Consider the following 16,203-nt stretch of genomic DNA (forward strand, 5'->3'; position numbering starts at 1 on the left):
CACAGCAGCGACCCCCTCCGTACCCCATCCATCAGGATTTCGTGGTGCGCTGCCCGTGATGTGCCCTGATCCAAACCGACGCCCAGATTCATTCGCGGAGGAAGAATGTCAGAAACAGCTGAGTTGACACAGCTTTACTCTGCCATCGAGGAATCAGCTCGATCGGTGGGCGTAACCAGCTCGCGAGACAAGGTCTGGCCCGTCCTGACCGCGTATCAGGACGTGATTTCGCAGTCCGTGATCTCTTTCCGGGCGCAGTCCGGCACCGGGCGCGACGCAGCAGATCTTGACTGCCGTTTCACGCTGCTCCCCAAGGAACTCGATCCGCATTCCATCGCTGTTTCGAAGGGTCTCACCGCCAAGGCGGACCACCCCGTATACACCCTGCTGGGGGAAATCCACCAGCAGTTCCCCGTCGACTGCTACGGCATCGACTTCGGAGTCGTCGGCGGCTTCAAGAAGACCTGGTCCTTCTTCAGCCCTGACAACCTCCAGTCGGTGTCCAAGTTCGCCGGACTTCCGTCGATGCCGCCCAGTGCGTCCGAGAACCTCGGCTTCTTCGACCGGTACGGTCTGACCGACAAGGTGAGCGTGGTCGGGTACGACTACGCGAAGCGGTCGGTGAATGTGTACTTCACCGGGGTGCCGGCCGAATGCTTCGAGCGCGAGGGTGTCCAGTCGATTCTTCGCGACAGCGGACTGCCGGACCCGAGCGAGGAGATACTGAAGTTCGGCGAGCAGGCATTCGCGATATACGTCACCCTCGGCTGGGATTCCCCGGAGATCCAGCGGGTCACCTACTCCGTCAACACGCCGGATCCGATGGCGCTTCCCGTTGGCATTGATCCCGTCATCGAGCGGCTCGTGAACGACTCTCCGTTCGGCAGCGCAGGCCACCGGTTTGTCTACGGCGTCACGGTGACGCCCGACGGCGAATACCAGAAGGTCCAGAAGTACTACCAGTGGCAGGCCCGGGTGGAACGAATGCTGTCCGCCGATGCCGGGTAACGGGGAGCTGAGTTCCTTGGCCCCACCGGCCCCGGCAGAAGTGGTCCGGCGTGCGCCGGGCAAGTTGTTCATCGCGGGCGAGTACGCGGTGGTGGAGCCCGGCAACCCGGCGATCCTGGTCGCGGTGGACCGGCATGTCACCGTCACCGTGTCCGGCGCCGACGCGGGCGAGGTGGTGATCTCCTCCGACCTCGGCCCCCGGCGGGTGCGCTGCCGATGGCACGACAGCCGGCTCGTTCCGTACGGCAGCGGCGACGAGCAGCGTGACCTCGGCGGCCTGACCCACGTGGCGTCGGCCGTCGAGGTCGTGGGCCGGCTGCTGGCCGAACGCGGTCTTCCCCCACCCGCGCCGAACGTCGCGGTCAGCAGCAGCCTGCACGACAACGGCACGAAGTTCGGCCTGGGTTCGAGCGGCGCGGTGACCGTGGCGACCGTCGCGGCCGTGGCGTCGTTCTGCGGCCTGGAGCTGTCGCCCGGCACCCGGTTCCGCCTGGCCATGCTCGCGACTACGGCGATCGACCCCAGAGCCTCCGGCGGTGATCTCGCCGCCAGTACGTGGGGCGGCTGGATCGCGTATCAGGCGCCCGACCGGGCCGCCGTGCTCGACCTGGCCCGGCAGCTGGGTCTCGAGGAGGCACTGCGCGCGCCCTGGCCGGGTTTCGAGGTGCGCCGGCTGCCGCCGCCCCAGGGCCTCTCGCTGGAGGTCGGCTGGACCGGAGAGCCCGCAAGCACCACGTCCCTGGTGTCCGGCCTGGACCGGCGGAGCTGGCGGGGCAGCACGTCCCACCAGAGGTTCGTGGAGAACACCAACCACTGTGTGCGCGCCTCGATCGCCGCACTCGAGCGAGGAGACCGCCATGACCTCCTGCACCAGGTCCGGCGGGCCCGGCGAGAGCTGGCGCTCCTCGACGAGGAGGTCGACCTGGGCATCTTCACGTCCAGGCTGACGGCACTGTGCGACGCCGCCGAGGCCGTCGGCGGCGCGGCCAAACCCTCCGGGGCAGGCGGTGGCGACTGCGGCATCGCCCTGCTGGACGCCGAAGCCGCGCCGGACATCGCTCACGTACGGGAGCAGTGGGTCTCGGCAGGAGTTCTGCCCCTGCCCCTACGCCCCGCTCCGGAAGGGAACGCGGAATGATCGCTCAACGCAAGGACGACCACGTGCGGCTCGCTGTCGAGCAGCAGCACGGGCACAGCGGACAGAACCAGTTCGACGAGGTGTCGTTCGTCCACCACGCCCTGGCCGGTATCGACCGGGCGGACGTGTCCCTGGCCACGACCTTCGCCGGGATCTCCTGGCACGTGCCGCTCTACATCAACGCGATGACCGGCGGCAGCGCCAACACCGGTGTCATCAACCGGGACCTGGCCATCGCCGCCCGCGAGACCGGCGTGCCCATCGCGTCGGGATCCATGAGCGCGTACTTCAAGGACCCGTCGTGCGCCGGGACCTTCAGCGTGCTGCGCGAGGAGAACCCGGACGGGTTCGTCATGGCGAACGTCAATGCGACGGCTTCGGTCGACAAGGCACAGCGGGCCATCGAGCTGCTGCGGGCCGACGCCCTGCAGATCCACATCAACACGGCGCAGGAAACGGTGATGCCGGAGGGCGACCGGTCGTTCTCGTCCTGGGTCCCGCAGATCGAGAAGATCGCGGCCTCCGTCGACGTTCCAGTGATCGTCAAGGAGGTCGGCAACGGACTGAGCCGGGAAACCGTCCTGACGCTGCGGAACCTGGGTGTACGGGTGGCGGACCTCGGTGGTCGCGGCGGCACGGACTTCGCCCGCATCGAGAACGGCAGGCGGGACCTGGCCGACTACGCGTTCCTCGACGGCTGGGGGCTGTCCACGGCCGCCTGTCTCCTGGACGCGCAGGACGCCGGTATCCCCGTGCTCGCCTCCGGTGGCGTCCGCAATCCGCTCGACGTCGCCCGCGCGCTGGCGCTCGGCGCCTCCGGCGTCGGAGCGTCCGGGGGGTTCCTCCGCACGCTGATGGACGGCGGTGTACCGGCGCTGATCGCGCAGATCTCGACGTGGCTCGACCAGCTGGCGGCGCTGCAGACCATGCTAGGCGCGCGCACCCCGGCCGAGCTGACGCGATGCGACCTGCTGATCCACGGCGCGCTTCGCTCCTTCTGCGCCGACCGAGGCCAGGAGACACAGCGGTTCGCCCTGCGTTCCCGCACTTCCGCGGGCCCTGAAGTGATGGGCACAAGGCCGTGAACCGAGTATTTCCCTGAGGAGGGCCGGGCGCTGCCCGCGCTTGAGCCGAGCGCCCGGCCCGGTGGCACCGGGAGGCTCAGGCCGGTCGGGGCAGTGACCGGCGTTGCAGAGCGATCTCCGTGAGTTCTTCTATGTCGAACTCCGAGCGACCCGGTGTGCCGTAGCGCGTTATCTTCCCTCGGCTCACCCACTTTCGGATGGTCGCTTCGGATACGCCTGCGGCGAGAGCGGCCACATTCGTCGGCACGAGCCTGTGGCGCGGCGGCTTGTTCATGCGGCATCCTCGCGTTGCCGGTCCATGAGGTGCCTCAGGGTGAGCCATTCACGTATGTCCCATGAATGTCCTGCCGAACAGCTGATGCTGCTCTTTCCCGCGTTCCCGGCATGCTGCGGCGAGGCGTTGATCTTCCCCGGGCAGCCGTCCACGACGCACGCTCTGATGTGCGTAGGGCGATCACCGGTTTCCGGGTCGATGGCGCGCAGCAGTTCGACGTGGAGATCCTCGATCTCGTCTGCGAAATCCGCGGCCGAGGGCTGGGCGGCGAGCCACTCCAAGTGGCGTACGAGGAAGCAGGCCAGCTGGGGAGCGAAGCGATCCGGGGCAACGGTTCCGAGCTTTTCGGCGACGAACCCCGACCAGGAACCCAGGACGGCGAGAATGTCGTTGCGGGCGTCGAGCGCGGACATGTTCAGGTGATCCCGCTTGCGGCTCCCGGACACTTTCGTCAGGTTCCTTCGGCGCGGTGTCGGCAGGATCTGGTGCAGGCATTCCTGGTGGAGACCGGGAAGTGCCCGCAGGTTACGTTCCAGCCGCCTGATACAAGAAACGCAGAGGGCGGACCCGGCGGCGGTGCGGACTTCCTGTGCATGATTCCTGGGGCATGAGTGAAACTCCATTGAAGCTCCTTCATGAGACGGCTCGCCCGCACCAGCTCGGCGAGAAGGGAATGGCAGGCGGTTCGGTCAGCCTGCGGGCGTCAGCTCCAACGCCGCTGCCTCCATGGGCAGTTGGACCAGTCGCGCGATGGAAAGGCCGGAGCGTGCGGCCAGTTCGTGGTACGCACCGAGGGTCCGCTGGTGCCCGCCGTTGACGACCAGCATGTGCAGGTCCCACAGCGGGGCCAGCAGGCCGCTGTGGCCTTCCTGGACGACCATCTCGATGACCAGGAGGCGGGAGTGCTCCGCCATGGCCTCGCGTACGTTGCTCAGGAGGCGCACACAGTCGTCGTCCGGCCAGTCACCGAGGACCCGGGACAGGAGATAGGTGTCCGCGTCCTTGGGAAACGGGGTGGTGAACATGTTCCCGGCGATGAGCTCGACCCGGTCCGCGCCGACCGTCCGCTCCAGGTGTGCGCCGGCGATGGGAAGGGTGTGCTCCAGGTCGATGAGCGTGCCCCGGGCCCCGGGTACCGCGCCGAGCACCGTGGCCAGCAACTGGCCGCTGCCGCCCGCTATGTCGACGATGTGCCGGTCGGCACTGAAGTCGATCTCCTTGGCGACCGCGTCGAAGGCGAAGTTGTCCGCCTGTGCCTGCATGGCCCGGTGGAAGCGCTGCGCGGCGTCGGCGTCCGCACGGAGGTAGGAGACGAGCGACTGCCCGTACGCCGCTTCGAACCCGGGCTTGCCGGTGCGGAACGTCTCACTGGCGTGCCCCCACGCCTGGTAGAACTCCTCGCCGTACAGCAGGCACACGTCGCGCAGCGAGCCGGGCCTGTCCCGCAGCAGGTCGCCCACCGCGGTGTTGCGGTAGCCGCCGTCCGCGTCCTCCTCGAACACGCCGAGGCGTACGAGCAGCCGCAGCAGGCGCTGTACGGCGTCCTCGTCCGCGCCGGCGGCCCGTGCGAGGTCCGGTGCGCCGGTGTGCCCCGCCTCGATCAGGTCGGGCAGGCCCAACGTGGCTGCCGCGTGGACGGACTGGGTTTTCCAGGCGGCGGTGATGAGGTCGATGGTGGTGCGGGATGCCGGGGCGGTGTTGTCCTTGCTCATGCTCTGCCTCTTCCTTGGGGACGGGCGGGGCGGAACTGCGTCAGGAGGCAGGCCGGGAAGGGATCCAGTCCCGCTTGATGCGCGGTGTCTCCATGCCGAGGGCGCCCATGTGCTCGATCGGGTTGGTGTACTCGCGGCTGGAGACGATCCGTCCGTCGCTGAGCGTGAAGCCGTGAATGAAGTGGTTGCGGTAGCGGCCTTCGGGATAGCCGGGGAACCGGATCGTTCCTTCGCCGTCGCACTCGACCCAGATGACGGCCGGGTCCTGAGTCTCGTAGATGTGCACGTCGATCCACTGCCAGTCGGGCAGCACCTCGAGGGAGAGCTCGCCGTGCCGCTCGAGGTTGTCACGGCCCTGCACAGTGATCGGCTTGCCGATGTCGGTGTAGAAGAGGGAGGCCGTGCCGTCCTCGGCGTAGAGGTTGTGCCTGCGCAGCCGGGCCTCGGCGCCGGTCTCCATGTACCGCTCCACGGCCAGCCGGTTGCGGGCCCGCAGATCGTGGTGGCCGGCGAACACCGGTGCGGCGGTGCCGGGTCGGGGGGGCAGTGACGAGGTCATGGTGTCTCCGGGCGGGTTGTCGGGAGCTGTGGATGGCGGACAGCACGAGCAGCCGTTGGGCAGTACTCGGGTTCGGGGCAGCACGCGGGTTCACGGCTGCAGGCGGGTGACGCGCCAGTCGGTGCCGTCTCGCTCGTAGAGCAGGCGCTCGTGCAGACGCTCGGTGCCGTTGGCCCAGAACTCGACGGACTCCGGGACGAGTTCGAGGCCGATGTACGCGGCGGGGCGCGGCTGCGGGCCGTCCTGCGCCAGCCGCGCGGCGCGCCGCCGCAGCTGAGCCACGTCGTCGAGGGGCTCGCTCTGCCGGGAGGCCATGGTCATGCCGTGGGTGAAGACCGGCCGGGCCGCCCACAGGGCGTCGGCGTCGGCTTCCGGCAGGCGGCGTACGTGGCCGCCGACGCTGATCTGCCGGCTGGTCTCGCGCCAGTAGAGGAGACCCGACACCCAGGGGTTGGCGCGCAGGTCGCGGGTCTTGCGGCTGCCTTCGTGCGTGGCGAAGACGAGGCCGGTCTCCGTCAGCCGGTTGATCACGACGATCCGGCTGGAGGCCCGGCCCGCGGCATCGGCCGTGGCCAGGGCCAGGGCGCGGGGTTCGCGTACGCCGAGTTCCTGGGCCTCGCCGAGCCACTGGTGCAGCAGCGCCATCGCATCGGACGGCGGATCGGCGTACTCGGGAAAGGGGATCTCGATGGTGCCGGTGAGCGACTCCGAGCGGCCCGCGCCCACGGAGGTCCGCTCGTGTGCTGCGGTGCGGTCAGACATGGAGCGCTCCCTGGGCCACGAGAACGGCGTCACCGCCGACCTCTACGGTGTCGATGTGGTCCGCTGCGCCCTCGGCCAGGGCGAGCATGAGGGAGGGCCTGCCGATCTCCACCCCCTGGGTGATCTCGATGCGGGTGCCGTGCGTGATGCGGCCGTGGCGGGCGAGGTGGATGGCCAGCGGGCCCGCGGCGGAGCCGGTGGCGGCGTCCTCGACCACGCCGTAGGCGGGCGAGAACATCCGGCTGCGCCAGGAAGTGCCCCGGCCCGCGAAGCAGTTGACGGCCATGTCATCGAAGTCCGCCAGGGCGCGGTGGTCGGGTTGCACGGCGGACAGGGCCGGTACGTCGTCGAGGCCGACGAACACATGGCGCGGCCCGTTGCGGTAGATCTCCACGGGCAGCGTCGACTTCTCCACGCCGAGTGCCGCGAGGAGCTCGTCGGCCCGGTCGAAGGACTCCCAGGTGGGCACCGGCTGCCGCATCCGCGCGGCCACCACCTTGCCCTGGTCCCTGACCAGGTCGAAGGGAATGGTCCCCATGGCGGTCTCCAGGCGGAGCCGGTCGCCCTCGCGGCGCGCGCCGAGCGCCATGGCCGTGCCGAGCAACGGATGCCCGGCGAAAGGCAGTTCGTTGACCGGGGTGAAGATCCGGATGCGGGCGTCACCGCCGTCGCGCGGCCGCAGCACGAACGTCGTCTCCGACAGGTGCATCTCCTGCGCGATGCGCTGCATGGTCCGCGCCGACAGGTCGTCACTGTCGTAGAAGACCGCGACCGGATTACCGAGGAGGGGCTCGCGCGCAAAGGCGTCCACGACGTCATAGCTGTGCATCCCGGTACGCAACTCCTGTTCGTCCAGCGATGGTTGAGGTGTCATCGGGCCTGCTCCCGATGCGTCACGGTCTCCGTGCGCCCGTCGGGGCCCAGGGCCTCGCGTACGGCGCGCCCGAGGATCTGGGGGCCGTCCAGGGTGAGCACCGACTCGGCGTGGAACTGCATCGACGCGAAGTGCGGGCCGCGCAGCGCGTGCACCTCGCCGGTCACCGGGTCCCGGGCGACCTCCACCGCGCCCACACCGTCGACCTGCGCCTTCTCTCCTTCGCTGAGTGCCGCGTAGGTGTTGTAGAAGCCGACACGCTCGCGGCTGCCGAAGAGGTCGATCTCCTTCTGTACGCCTTGGTTGGGGACGTTCCGGCGCACCAGGGGAAAGCCGAGTTCCCGGCTGAGCAGCTGGTGGCTGAGGCAGACGGCGACGAAAGGGCGTCGCTGGTCGAGCAGGGTCCGCAGGGCGGCGCTGAGTGCGTCCATCTTGGGGTGGCCCGACTCGTTCGGATCGCCCGGCCCCGGACCCATCACCACGAGGTCGTGGCCGTCGAGGACGGAGTACTCCTCGTCGTAGCGGCGGACCGTCACCTCCAGGCCCAGGGAGCGCAGCTGGAGGGCGATCATGGCGGTGAAGGTGTCTTCGGCGTCGACGATGAGCACACGGTGTCCGGCGAGGTCCGTGTGCGGTCGGTCCTGGGCATCGCTTTCGCGCAGCCAGAAGTCGGCGATGGAGTCGTTGCGCTGCTCCAGGGCCGAGCGGACGCTGGGGTGGGCGTCGAACGCCTGGCTCTCCTCCGACTGCAGGGCGGCGATGAGCCCTGCGGCTTTGGCACGGGTCTCGGCGACCTCGGACACGGGGTCGGAGTGGCGCACCAGCGTGGCGCCGACGCCGATGCGGACGCGACCGGTGTGGTCGATGTCGGCGGTGCGGATGAGGATGGCGGAGTCCAGGCTGCGCTGTCCCTGTGCGTCACGGCCGATCAGGGCGAGGGCGCCGCTGTAGTAGCCGCGGCCGTGCGGCTCGTACTCCTTGATGACCCGGCAGGCGCTCTCCAGCGGGCTGCCCGTGACGGTGGGCGCGAACATCGTCTCGTGCAGGACGTCGCGCACGTCGCGGTCGGTGCGGCCCTCGATGAAGTACTCGGTGTGCGCCAGGCGTGCCATTTCCCTCAGGTGCGGCCCGAAGACGCGACCGCCGCCGGGGCAGATCCGGGACATCATCTTCAGTTCCTCGTCGACCACCATGTACAGCTCGTCGGTCTCCTTGGCGTCGGCGAGGAAGCGCATGATCTCGGGCAGCGTCGGGCCTGTCGGCGGGTAGCGGTAGGTGCCGCTGATCGGGTTCATGACCGCCGTACCGCCCTGCACACTGACGTGCCGCTCGGGCGAGGCGCCGACGAGGATGCGGGAACCGGTGTGGACCAGGAAGGTCCAGTACGCCCCCGCCTCGCCCTCCAGCAGGCGCCGGAAGAACGCCAGCGCGCTGTGCGGACCGTAGTCGGTGATGTCCGCGACGAACGAGCGGTGCAGGACGAAGTTCGCGCCCTCACCCGTGCCGATCTCGTCGGTGACGATACGGCGGACGGCTTCCGCGTAGGTGTCGTCGTCGAGGTCGAAGTGGCCGCCGCGCAGTGCGGTCCCCGTGTCCGGGAGCCGGGCGACGACCTCGTCGACGGCGCTCGTCTGCTGGTCGGTGATGTCGATCGCCACCAGCGGCACACCGTCGTCGGGGCAGGCGAAACCGCGCTCGGTGATCTGCCGGTACGGGATGAGCACCAGCGTCTCGTGGTGGGCGCCGCGCCCGGTGGGAGCCGCGTCGGGCAGCGGGATGTCGGCCAGGGCCGGGGGCAGCGACACGGTGCCGAGCAGCACATCCAGGTGGCCGGCCCCGGTGGCTTCGGGGCGGTGAAGGAGTGCGAAGGCGGGCGGGCGCGGTGCCAGGACTCGGTCGAGGAGGTCGCTCGTCCATGCGTTCGGGCCGGGGCCGGGGTTCATCCGAAGACCTCCTTGGCGGTGACGACCTGGGCGCAGCGTTCGGCCGCGTAGGTCAGGGCCATGCGGTGGTGGTCGGCGGAGAAGTCGGCGACGGCGTCGGCGACCAGGAACGTCTCGATGTCCTGGCTGAACGCGTCGATGGCGGTGGCCAGCACTCCCACGTGCGCGTACACCCCGCACAGGATCAGCTGGTCACGGCCCGCCGCCCGCATCCGCTCCAGCAGGTCGGTGCGTACGAACGCGCTGTAGCGCCACTTGACCAGCTCCCAGTCGCCTTCGGCCGGCTGGAGCTCTCCGACGATCTCCCGGTCGGCGGGGGTGGTGCCCATGCCCGGACCCCAGAAGTCCCGTATCAGACCACGCTCCTGCACGGTCATCCCGCCGGGCTGCGCCGTATAGGCGACCGGCACACCGAGCGCCGCGCACCGCTGGCGCACCATCCGTGCCCGTGCGGTCAGCGGCTCGCGCACCGAGGGGGGAAAGGGCGCGAGGAAGTAGCGCTGCATGTCGTGCACGAGCAGCACCGCGCGGCCGGGATCGATCGACCAGTCGGCGGTGTTGGCGGGCAGCTCGCCCGCTGCCGGAAGGGGGTAGGGAGCGATGGGGGGTATGCCTGCCATGATCGTGTTCTCTCCTTCCGGAGGTTGGGGGGAGCTCAACCGCGCCACGCCGAGACGACGGAGACGGCCTGCCAGAGGTTGAGGCGCGGGTCGCACAGGCTCGTGTACTTGTCGCCGACCTGAGCGAGATCCGCCTCGGTGGCCGCGCATTCGGTGACGTCGTCGGGCGTTGTCTCCAGGTGCAGGCCTCCGGGGACACCACCGTGCGCGGTGACGGCCTGCTGGAACTCGACGACCTCGCGGATGACGGTCCGCACGAGCCGGGTCTTGTTCCCGTCCGGTGCGGTGACCGTGTTTCCGTGCATCGGGTCGGTCAGCCAGATCACCGGGTGGCCCGCCTCCCGTACCGCTGTGACGAGCGGCGGCAGCCGGTCCACCACGTTGTCCGCGCCCATCCGGGCGATCAGCGTGAGCCGGCCCGGGATGCGCTGCGGGTCGAGGCGCTCGCACAGAGCCAGGAGTTCCTCCGGCGTCATGGCCGGGCCGACCTTGCAGGCCACCGGATTGAGGGTCGCCCCGGCGAGGAGCGCCACATGGGCGCCGTCCACCTGGCGGGTGCGCTCGCCGATCCACGGCCAGTGCGTCGAGCCGAGGTAGCGCCGGCCCGCCGCGTCCCGCCGCAGCATGGGCACTTCGTAGTCGAGCAGCAGCGCCTCGTGGCTGGTCCACACCGGCGGGTCGATCTCCGGCGCCCGGCGCCGCGCCCGCCAGCCGAGGTGCTCCATGATGTCGCTGGCCGCCATGTAGCAGGTGAGGATGCGCAGCGGGTCGGGACGCCGCTGCTCCGGGTCGGGCTCCGGTCCGTTGACCATGTGGCCGCGGTAGGAGGGGAGTTCGATGTCACCGACCCGCTCCGTCGGCCGGGAGCGGGGCTTGACGAACTGTCCGGCGATGCGGCCCACCCGGACGACCGGGAGCTGGGTGGTCATGCGCAGGGCCCCGGCGAGGAATTCGAGTACGGCGGTCTTGCGGCCGACATAGCCGGGGGTGCATTCGTCGGGGTCCTCCGCGCAGTCGCCGGCCTGCACGACGACCGCCTCGCCCGCCGCGACCCGAGCGAGCTGGGCGCGCAGCGTCCGCAGGTCCTCGGGGCGGGCGAACGCGGGCCGTATGGCGAGGGTTTCGCGCACCCTGCGGATCTGTGCCGGATCCTCCCACGTGGGCTGCTGCAGGGCGATGCGGTGACCGGTGTCGCTCAGTACGTCTTCCATGGCTGCTCCAATTCCGGGGCGTCCCGGTCACATGGGGATGCCCTCACGTGGGGATGCCCTCACGTTTTATCTCGGGCACCGGAATGCTGAGCGCGCGCAGCTGCTCAAATGGATTCATGAATTCACGATTACGGACGATCTTTCCGTCGGCCAGCGTGAACGAGTGCAGGAAGTGGTTCTCGTAGTACCCCTCCGGGTAGCCCGGGAAGAGGATTTTTCCGTGCCCGTCGCATTCCACCCAGAATTGGTCGGGGTCGTCCGTCCCGAGGATCTGGATGTCGTACCACTCCCAGTCCGGGAAACACTTCAGTGACCAGATCGCGTGCTCGGCAAGACGGTCGCGGCCCTGGATCACGATGGGCGCTCCCGTGTCGGTGGTCCATAGGCCGCCGCTGCCCTCCTCGACGAACAACTCGTGCCGACGCAGTCGGTCCTGGCCCTTTGTGTGCATGTACTTCTCGACGGTGGCCCGGTTCTTGCGGCGCAGTTCGGCCGCGTCGGCAAAGCCCTGCCGCACGTCGGATTCGGGCATGAGGATTCCTCCTGAGCTGATGCGGACGGGGAGGCGCATGGCGTGCGCCTGGTGCCGGGCGGTGCTGCGAACCGGTGTGCAGGTGATTCTGAACCGGCCCGCAGACCTAAGACAAAGGAATGAGAAGGAGTCCGTCAGATAGCGGAAAGTGCGTCAGGTCGGCAACTGGTCCGAGCCAAGTGCGCAGTTGACGCCCATCTGGGCGCGGCCGAATGCAACGATGAACGGAGGTTGAATTTCCCGCCCCATCGGCCAAAGCTTCATAGAGATCACGCTCCGTCGTCCCGGCGAGCGGAAGGGTGCAGCCGCCATGGCGGACAGGTTCGAGCTGCCGGCCAAGGTCGCGTTGCGCGGCCTGGACCACGAGGGCGTCTCCGTCTGGGTGCACGGCGCCGAGCAGCTGGGTGCGGGCCGGCTCGCCAGGTTGATCCGGTACGTGGGTGCGCGGGGCGCGGTGCTGGACCCGACGGCCCTGGCCGGCGCGGTGCGGGACGGCGGGGTACACCGCGAGCTGCTGGCCGGTCTTGCGCGCCGTGGCGCCACGGCGAACGCCGCGGTGCGAGGCATCCTCGTCGACGAGGCGCGCCGCGGCTGTGACGCGCTGCTCGGGGTCTACGAGGCGCGGCGGGGGCAGGACGGCTTCGTGTCCGTCCCGGTGCCGGGCGACGTCCTGACCGGCGTCGCGACGCCGGCCGCGCACCTCAAGGTGCTGTGGACCGAAGTGGGCCGTCCCAACCTGCTGCTGCGCCTGCCGGCCTGCGAGAACGGCCTCGACGTCGCGCGGGCGTGCCTGGCGCACGGCATCGGCGTGCACATCGACCAGGTCGGCTCGGCAAGCCAGTACGCCCAGGTACTGCGGGTCTGCGCGGAGGGCCTGGAGCTCGCCCGGCAGTCCGGGGTCCCGCTCGGCATGGTCGCCTCGGTGGCCGCCATGGACCTCGCGGCCGTCGACGCCGAGGTGGAGCGGGAGTTGACGGCGCTCGGTGCTTCGGGGGCGGTGGCGCGGCGGCAGCGCGGCCGGGTGGCCGTCGCCCAGGCCCGGCTCGCCTTCCGGGTGCACGACGAGTGGCACGGCGGGGCCTCGTGGTCGGCACTGCGCGCGGCGGGTGCGCTGCCGCAGCGACTGATGTGGACCGTGAGCGGCACCCCGGTCCCGGTCGGCATCCCGACCGGCACCGGCAAGCCCCCTCCTGACGTCGCCGGCCCCTCCGGCGACCTCGGTGCGGCAGGGCCGCGGTCGCCGGTGTCCTATGTGGAGCGGCTGGTCGGCTGGAACACCGTCGTCGCCATGACCGCACCGGACCTGGCTGCCCTCGGCAAGGCCCGGCTGCGCGGTGACGGGCTTCTCGGGGCGCACACCGAGGCCGAGCGGGTGATGACCGAACTGGCAGACCTCGGCGTCCGCTACGGCGTCCTCGCGCGCCGTCTCGCTTCCCGGCAGCTGACCCGACTGCTGTTCTCGTGGCGGGAATTGCACACAGCCGTCGCGACGCACCTGGATCCCGGGGACAGGGCTCGGCGGCGCCACTGACGCTGGTGGGTCTCTGCTCGCGCTCGTTACCGCGGTCCATTCACGACCGCGTCCCGGCCGGGCAATTCACAGCGTGCACCGGGCGCGGTCCGGCGCCACAGAGATTTCGAGGAGCAGATGCTCTATCTCCTGGCCGCCCTCCAACCCGGTGGCACTGGCAACCAGGGAAAGGCTGCGGCGGCAGTCTGCGGCCTCCCGCAGGAGACGCGAAAGGTCGCCCCTGGTGCTGAAGTGCAGGAACGCCGAGCCGCCCGCCGTCAGCCTGCCCGGCGCCTGCTCCAGAAAGCGCCGGTGGGTCCGATATCCCGGGTCCGCATAGGCGCGCTCATGCATATTGCGGTACTGGTAATTCGGCGGCGCCAGGACGTAGTTGGAATGCCAGAAGACTACATCGAATCGGTCATTTTCGGCGATACCGTCGAATACGTCGCTGCGCAGCGCGTGCAACCGGTCGTGGACACCGTGGCGCACCGCGTTCTGCTCGGTGTTGAGCACCGCGGCCTCGTTGATGTCCGAGGCGACCACCCGCGAGCAGCCCGCGAGAGCTGCGGACACGGCCACCACGCCGCTGCCGCAGCCCACTTCCAGGAGGGAGCCGAACAGCGGCTGCACATCGGGCTCCAGGATGCCCAGCAACTGGAGGGAATGCCTGGTGGTGGGTGAGCTGACGGGGGAGAAAACCCCGGGTATCAGATCCCATTCCCTGCCATTTAAGCGGAACGTCTCCGGCCGGTTATGCCGACGCTGTGCCTCCTGGCTACGGGCAAGCGAATTCTGAAGATTCTTGACGCCCGTCACTGCTTCTCCCCTAATAGGCCGGTTCCCGCCGCCGCAGAGGCCCTTGCCCGTGGACGACACCCCCCAGCTTTAGCCAAGTTCCGTGATACCGGAAGGTGAACCAGCAACCATTCAGTGGGTTCGTCATGGTGGCCGACCCACCAAGCGGACCACTGGAGGAACGCTTTCCGGACAAACGAAGTTGACTCCGTCTGTAAGGATTCGTAGCGTCCACTGAAACGGGGGTGAGCCGGTGTCACGACCACGGCGCGCGGCGGACGCGTTGACCGTTCTTGAGTTATTGGCCGTCGAGGCCCCCGAGGAGAGATTCGAGGCCCTGCTCGAAGGGACCCGGCGGGACGGAGCCGGCGGCCCCGCCCTGGAGCGGCTGGAGGAGGCCAAGCGCCTGGGCATTACCGTGCACTCGCAGCGCGCGCGGCTGCGCCGCAGAGAGACCGGCAGTTCCGCCCTCGTCGACGCCGCCCTCGACCTCATCGCTCCGGTCGACCTCGACGCCCTGATGCAGACCATCACGCGCAGGGCCCGGCTGTTGCTCAGCCTCGACATGTCCTTCATCGGCACTCCCGACGGCGACCCCTCGATCCTGCACATCCATGCCTCCGACGGCCATACATCCGTTCTGAACGTCGGCCTCACCCTCACCGCTGCCGGCGGGATAGGCCACGCGGTGCTGGAGGCCTCCGCCCCGTTCTGGACCCCGGACTACCTCGCCGACGAGCGCTTCGTCCACAACACGTTCGCCGACGAGGTGGTGGAGTTGGAAGGGCTGCGCGCGATGATGGTGCTGCCGCTCGCGCACGGCTCCGAGAGGTTCGGGGCGCTCTACGTCGCCGACCGCCACGTGCGGCACTTCACCGCCGACGAAGTGTCGCTGCTGAGCCGCTTCTGCGAGCTCGCCGCGGCAGCCATCCACCGCGCCCGGCTCCTGGAGCAGGACCGGGCCGCACTGATCGAGAACGGCCGCGCGACGGCCCGCAGGATCGGCTCCCTGCACGCCCGGCTGCTCGCCACCGCCCTCGACGACAGCGGTCCGCAGGCGACGGCGCACGAGATGGCCGAGCAGCTCGGCGGTGCGATCAGGATGGAGTCCCCCTCCGGTACCGCCCTGGCCGCGGCGGGCGGCGTCATCCCACAGGGCGAACGGGCCGAACTGGCCCGCGGCACGATGCGCGCGCACGCCGCCCGCGGCCCCGTGCCGCTGGGCCGCGGGCTGTGGGCCGCACCCGTCGTCGCGGGCAGCGAGGACCTCGGCACGCTGACGCTGTACACCAAGCGGCCCCAGTCGCACCAGGACGAACAGCTGCTGTCCGTCGGGGCACTGGCGATGGCGGCCGCGCTGCTCCTGGACAACACAAGGGCCGTGCTCGCCGAGGGCCAGATCCGCGACGAGCTCCTCGACGATCTGCTGGCTCACCCGCCGGGCCCGCTGCCCCGTCTGGAGACCCGGGCCCGGCGGCTGGGCCTCGACCTGGACCAGGCGCACATCGTCGTGGTCGCCCGGCCGGAGCACCCTACGCAGAACAAGCCGTTGCCGTGGGCGGCCTCGTACGCGCTGCGCCTCGGCGGGCTCAAGTGCTGGCGCGACGGCACCATCGTGCTGCTGCTTCCCGGTACGGACGCCAGTGCCGTGGCCCGGTCGGTGTTCGCGGAGCTGACGCCGCTGCTCGACGGCCCGGTGACCGTCGGCGCGTCCGGGCCGAGCACCAACCCCGCCACCCTGTACGACAGTTACCGGGAGGCGCGGCGCTGCCTGGACGCCATGACAGCGCTCGGCGCGGTCGGGCAGGCCTCCTCGCTCCGGGAGCTGGGTTTCGTCGGCATGTTGCTTTCGGACGACCACGACGTCAACGGGTTCATCGCGGAGGCCATCGGCCCGGTCCTCGAATACGACCGGCAGCGCCTCACCGAACTCATCCGCACTCTGGAGGCGTACTTCGAGGCGGGAGCCAGTCAGATCAAGGCGGCCAAGCTCCTGCACGTGCACCCCAACACGGTCGCCCGCCGTCTGGAGCGCGTCGGGAAACTGCTCGGCCCCGCATGGCAGCAGCAGTCGAAGGCCCTGGAGATCCAGCTGGCGCTGCGCCTGTCGCACGTGGCCGAACTGCGGCACAGCCCGCCCGCCCAGGAGTGACGCCCGCCGCCCGCACCTCGCAGCG

The 16,203-nt window shown here is 69.8% G+C and carries 15 protein-coding genes; 5 read left to right on the forward strand and 10 right to left on the reverse strand.

Translation table 11 applies throughout. The annotated features are described in order from the left end of the window. Positions 1-105 precede the first annotated feature (105 nt). From ACGFSB_RS34010 to fni, 3 genes are read left to right on the forward strand one after another with little or no spacing between them, the layout of a single operon-like run. The gene (locus ACGFSB_RS34010) at positions 106-1,008 is read left to right on the forward strand and encodes an aromatic prenyltransferase (RefSeq protein WP_393407441.1); all 903 of its coding nucleotides are present in this window, start codon (positions 106-108) and stop codon (positions 1,006-1,008) included. A 16-nt stretch (positions 1,009-1,024) separates the two neighbouring features. After that, positions 1,025-2,146 carry a phosphomevalonate kinase gene (locus ACGFSB_RS34015; protein ID WP_393407444.1) on the forward strand — a complete coding sequence of 374 codons (1,122 nt, stop codon included), beginning with the start codon at positions 1,025-1,027 and terminating at the stop codon, positions 2,144-2,146. Then, on the forward strand, positions 2,143-3,231 hold the full coding sequence (gene fni, locus ACGFSB_RS34020; protein ID WP_393407447.1) for a type 2 isopentenyl-diphosphate Delta-isomerase: 1,089 nt from the start codon (positions 2,143-2,145) through the stop codon (positions 3,229-3,231). The genes ACGFSB_RS34015 and fni overlap by 4 nt, the downstream gene beginning before the upstream one ends. 270 nt (positions 3,232-3,501) lie before the next feature. Here the strand turns inward: fni and ACGFSB_RS34025 are convergent, their stop codons facing one another. The 9 genes from ACGFSB_RS34025 to ACGFSB_RS34065 form a co-directional block, all read right to left on the reverse strand. Next, the gene (locus ACGFSB_RS34025; protein ID WP_393407449.1) at positions 3,502-4,128 is read right to left on the reverse strand and encodes a hypothetical protein; all 627 of its coding nucleotides are present in this window, start codon (positions 4,126-4,128) and stop codon (positions 3,502-3,504) included. A gap of 66 nt (positions 4,129-4,194) precedes the next feature. After that, a complete protein-coding gene (locus tag ACGFSB_RS34030; RefSeq protein ID WP_393407451.1) occupies positions 4,195-5,217 on the reverse strand; it encodes a methyltransferase in 1,023 nt (340 codons plus the stop codon). A 40-nt stretch (positions 5,218-5,257) separates the two neighbouring features. Next, positions 5,258-5,776, reverse strand: a complete 519-nt coding sequence (locus tag ACGFSB_RS34035) for a PhzA/PhzB family protein (protein WP_393407453.1) — start codon at positions 5,774-5,776, stop codon at positions 5,258-5,260. A 90-nt stretch (positions 5,777-5,866) separates the two neighbouring features. Then, the gene (gene phzG, locus ACGFSB_RS34040) at positions 5,867-6,538 is read right to left on the reverse strand and encodes a phenazine biosynthesis FMN-dependent oxidase PhzG (protein WP_393407455.1); all 672 of its coding nucleotides are present in this window, start codon (positions 6,536-6,538) and stop codon (positions 5,867-5,869) included. Beyond that, complete coding sequence (locus ACGFSB_RS34045; protein ID WP_393407457.1) at positions 6,531-7,412, reverse strand: PhzF family phenazine biosynthesis isomerase; 882 nt, start codon at positions 7,410-7,412, stop codon at positions 6,531-6,533. The genes phzG and ACGFSB_RS34045 overlap by 8 nt, the downstream gene beginning before the upstream one ends. Next, entirely contained in the window at positions 7,409-9,355 is a 1,947-nt protein-coding gene (locus ACGFSB_RS34050; protein WP_393407460.1) for a chorismate-binding protein, read from the reverse strand. Before ACGFSB_RS34050 ends, ACGFSB_RS34045 begins: the two co-directional genes overlap by 4 nt. Beyond that, positions 9,352-9,975, reverse strand: a complete 624-nt coding sequence (locus ACGFSB_RS34055; protein WP_393407462.1) for an isochorismatase family protein — start codon at positions 9,973-9,975, stop codon at positions 9,352-9,354. Before ACGFSB_RS34055 ends, ACGFSB_RS34050 begins: the two co-directional genes overlap by 4 nt. A gap of 35 nt (positions 9,976-10,010) precedes the next feature. Then, a complete protein-coding gene (locus ACGFSB_RS34060; RefSeq protein ID WP_393407464.1) occupies positions 10,011-11,186 on the reverse strand; it encodes a 3-deoxy-7-phosphoheptulonate synthase in 1,176 nt (391 codons plus the stop codon). Positions 11,187-11,229: 43 nt separating this feature from the next. Next, positions 11,230-11,718 (reverse strand): PhzA/PhzB family protein, encoded by a 489-nt coding sequence (locus ACGFSB_RS34065; RefSeq protein ID WP_393407467.1) that lies wholly within the window; start codon positions 11,716-11,718, stop codon positions 11,230-11,232. Positions 11,719-12,028: 310 nt separating this feature from the next. On the opposite strand from ACGFSB_RS34065, the gene ACGFSB_RS34070 reads away from it, so the two are divergent. Then, positions 12,029-13,249 carry a transaldolase family protein gene (locus ACGFSB_RS34070; protein ID WP_393407469.1) on the forward strand — a complete coding sequence of 407 codons (1,221 nt, stop codon included), beginning with the start codon at positions 12,029-12,031 and terminating at the stop codon, positions 13,247-13,249. A 66-nt stretch (positions 13,250-13,315) separates the two neighbouring features. Here the strand turns inward: ACGFSB_RS34070 and ACGFSB_RS34075 are convergent, their stop codons facing one another. Further along, entirely contained in the window at positions 13,316-14,047 is a 732-nt protein-coding gene (locus ACGFSB_RS34075; protein ID WP_393407471.1) for a 50S ribosomal protein L11 methyltransferase, read from the reverse strand. A 232-nt stretch (positions 14,048-14,279) separates the two neighbouring features. Between ACGFSB_RS34075 and ACGFSB_RS34080 the strand changes: the two genes are divergently transcribed. Next, entirely contained in the window at positions 14,280-16,178 is a 1,899-nt protein-coding gene (locus tag ACGFSB_RS34080) for a GAF domain-containing protein (protein WP_393407474.1), read from the forward strand. Positions 16,179-16,203 lie beyond the last annotated feature (25 nt).

This window comes from Streptomyces sp. NPDC048441 (genome assembly GCF_043200235.1).
In the GTDB taxonomy this organism is placed as follows: domain Bacteria; phylum Actinomycetota; class Actinomycetes; order Streptomycetales; family Streptomycetaceae; genus Streptomyces.

Coding starts and splice junctions, on each gene's coding strand:
- ACGFSB_RS34010 (WP_393407441.1), top strand. CDS start 106: ATGTCAGAAACAGCTGAGTTGACACAGCTTTACTCTGCCATCGAGGAA.
- fni (WP_393407447.1), top strand. CDS start 2,143: ATGATCGCTCAACGCAAGGACGACCACGTGCGGCTCGCTGTCGAGCAG.
- ACGFSB_RS34025 (WP_393407449.1), bottom strand. CDS start 4,128: ATGGAGTTTCACTCATGCCCCAGGAATCATGCACAGGAAGTCCGCACC.
- ACGFSB_RS34030 (WP_393407451.1), bottom strand. CDS start 5,217: ATGAGCAAGGACAACACCGCCCCGGCATCCCGCACCACCATCGACCTC.
- ACGFSB_RS34035 (WP_393407453.1), bottom strand. CDS start 5,776: ATGACCTCGTCACTGCCCCCCCGACCCGGCACCGCCGCACCGGTGTTC.
- phzG (WP_393407455.1), bottom strand. CDS start 6,538: ATGTCTGACCGCACCGCAGCACACGAGCGGACCTCCGTGGGCGCGGGC.
- ACGFSB_RS34045 (WP_393407457.1), bottom strand. CDS start 7,412: ATGACACCTCAACCATCGCTGGACGAACAGGAGTTGCGTACCGGGATG.
- ACGFSB_RS34050 (WP_393407460.1), bottom strand. CDS start 9,355: ATGAACCCCGGCCCCGGCCCGAACGCATGGACGAGCGACCTCCTCGAC.
- ACGFSB_RS34055 (WP_393407462.1), bottom strand. CDS start 9,975: ATGGCAGGCATACCCCCCATCGCTCCCTACCCCCTTCCGGCAGCGGGC.
- ACGFSB_RS34060 (WP_393407464.1), bottom strand. CDS start 11,186: ATGGAAGACGTACTGAGCGACACCGGTCACCGCATCGCCCTGCAGCAG.
- ACGFSB_RS34065 (WP_393407467.1), bottom strand. CDS start 11,718: ATGCCCGAATCCGACGTGCGGCAGGGCTTTGCCGACGCGGCCGAACTG.
- ACGFSB_RS34070 (WP_393407469.1), top strand. CDS start 12,029: ATGGCGGACAGGTTCGAGCTGCCGGCCAAGGTCGCGTTGCGCGGCCTG.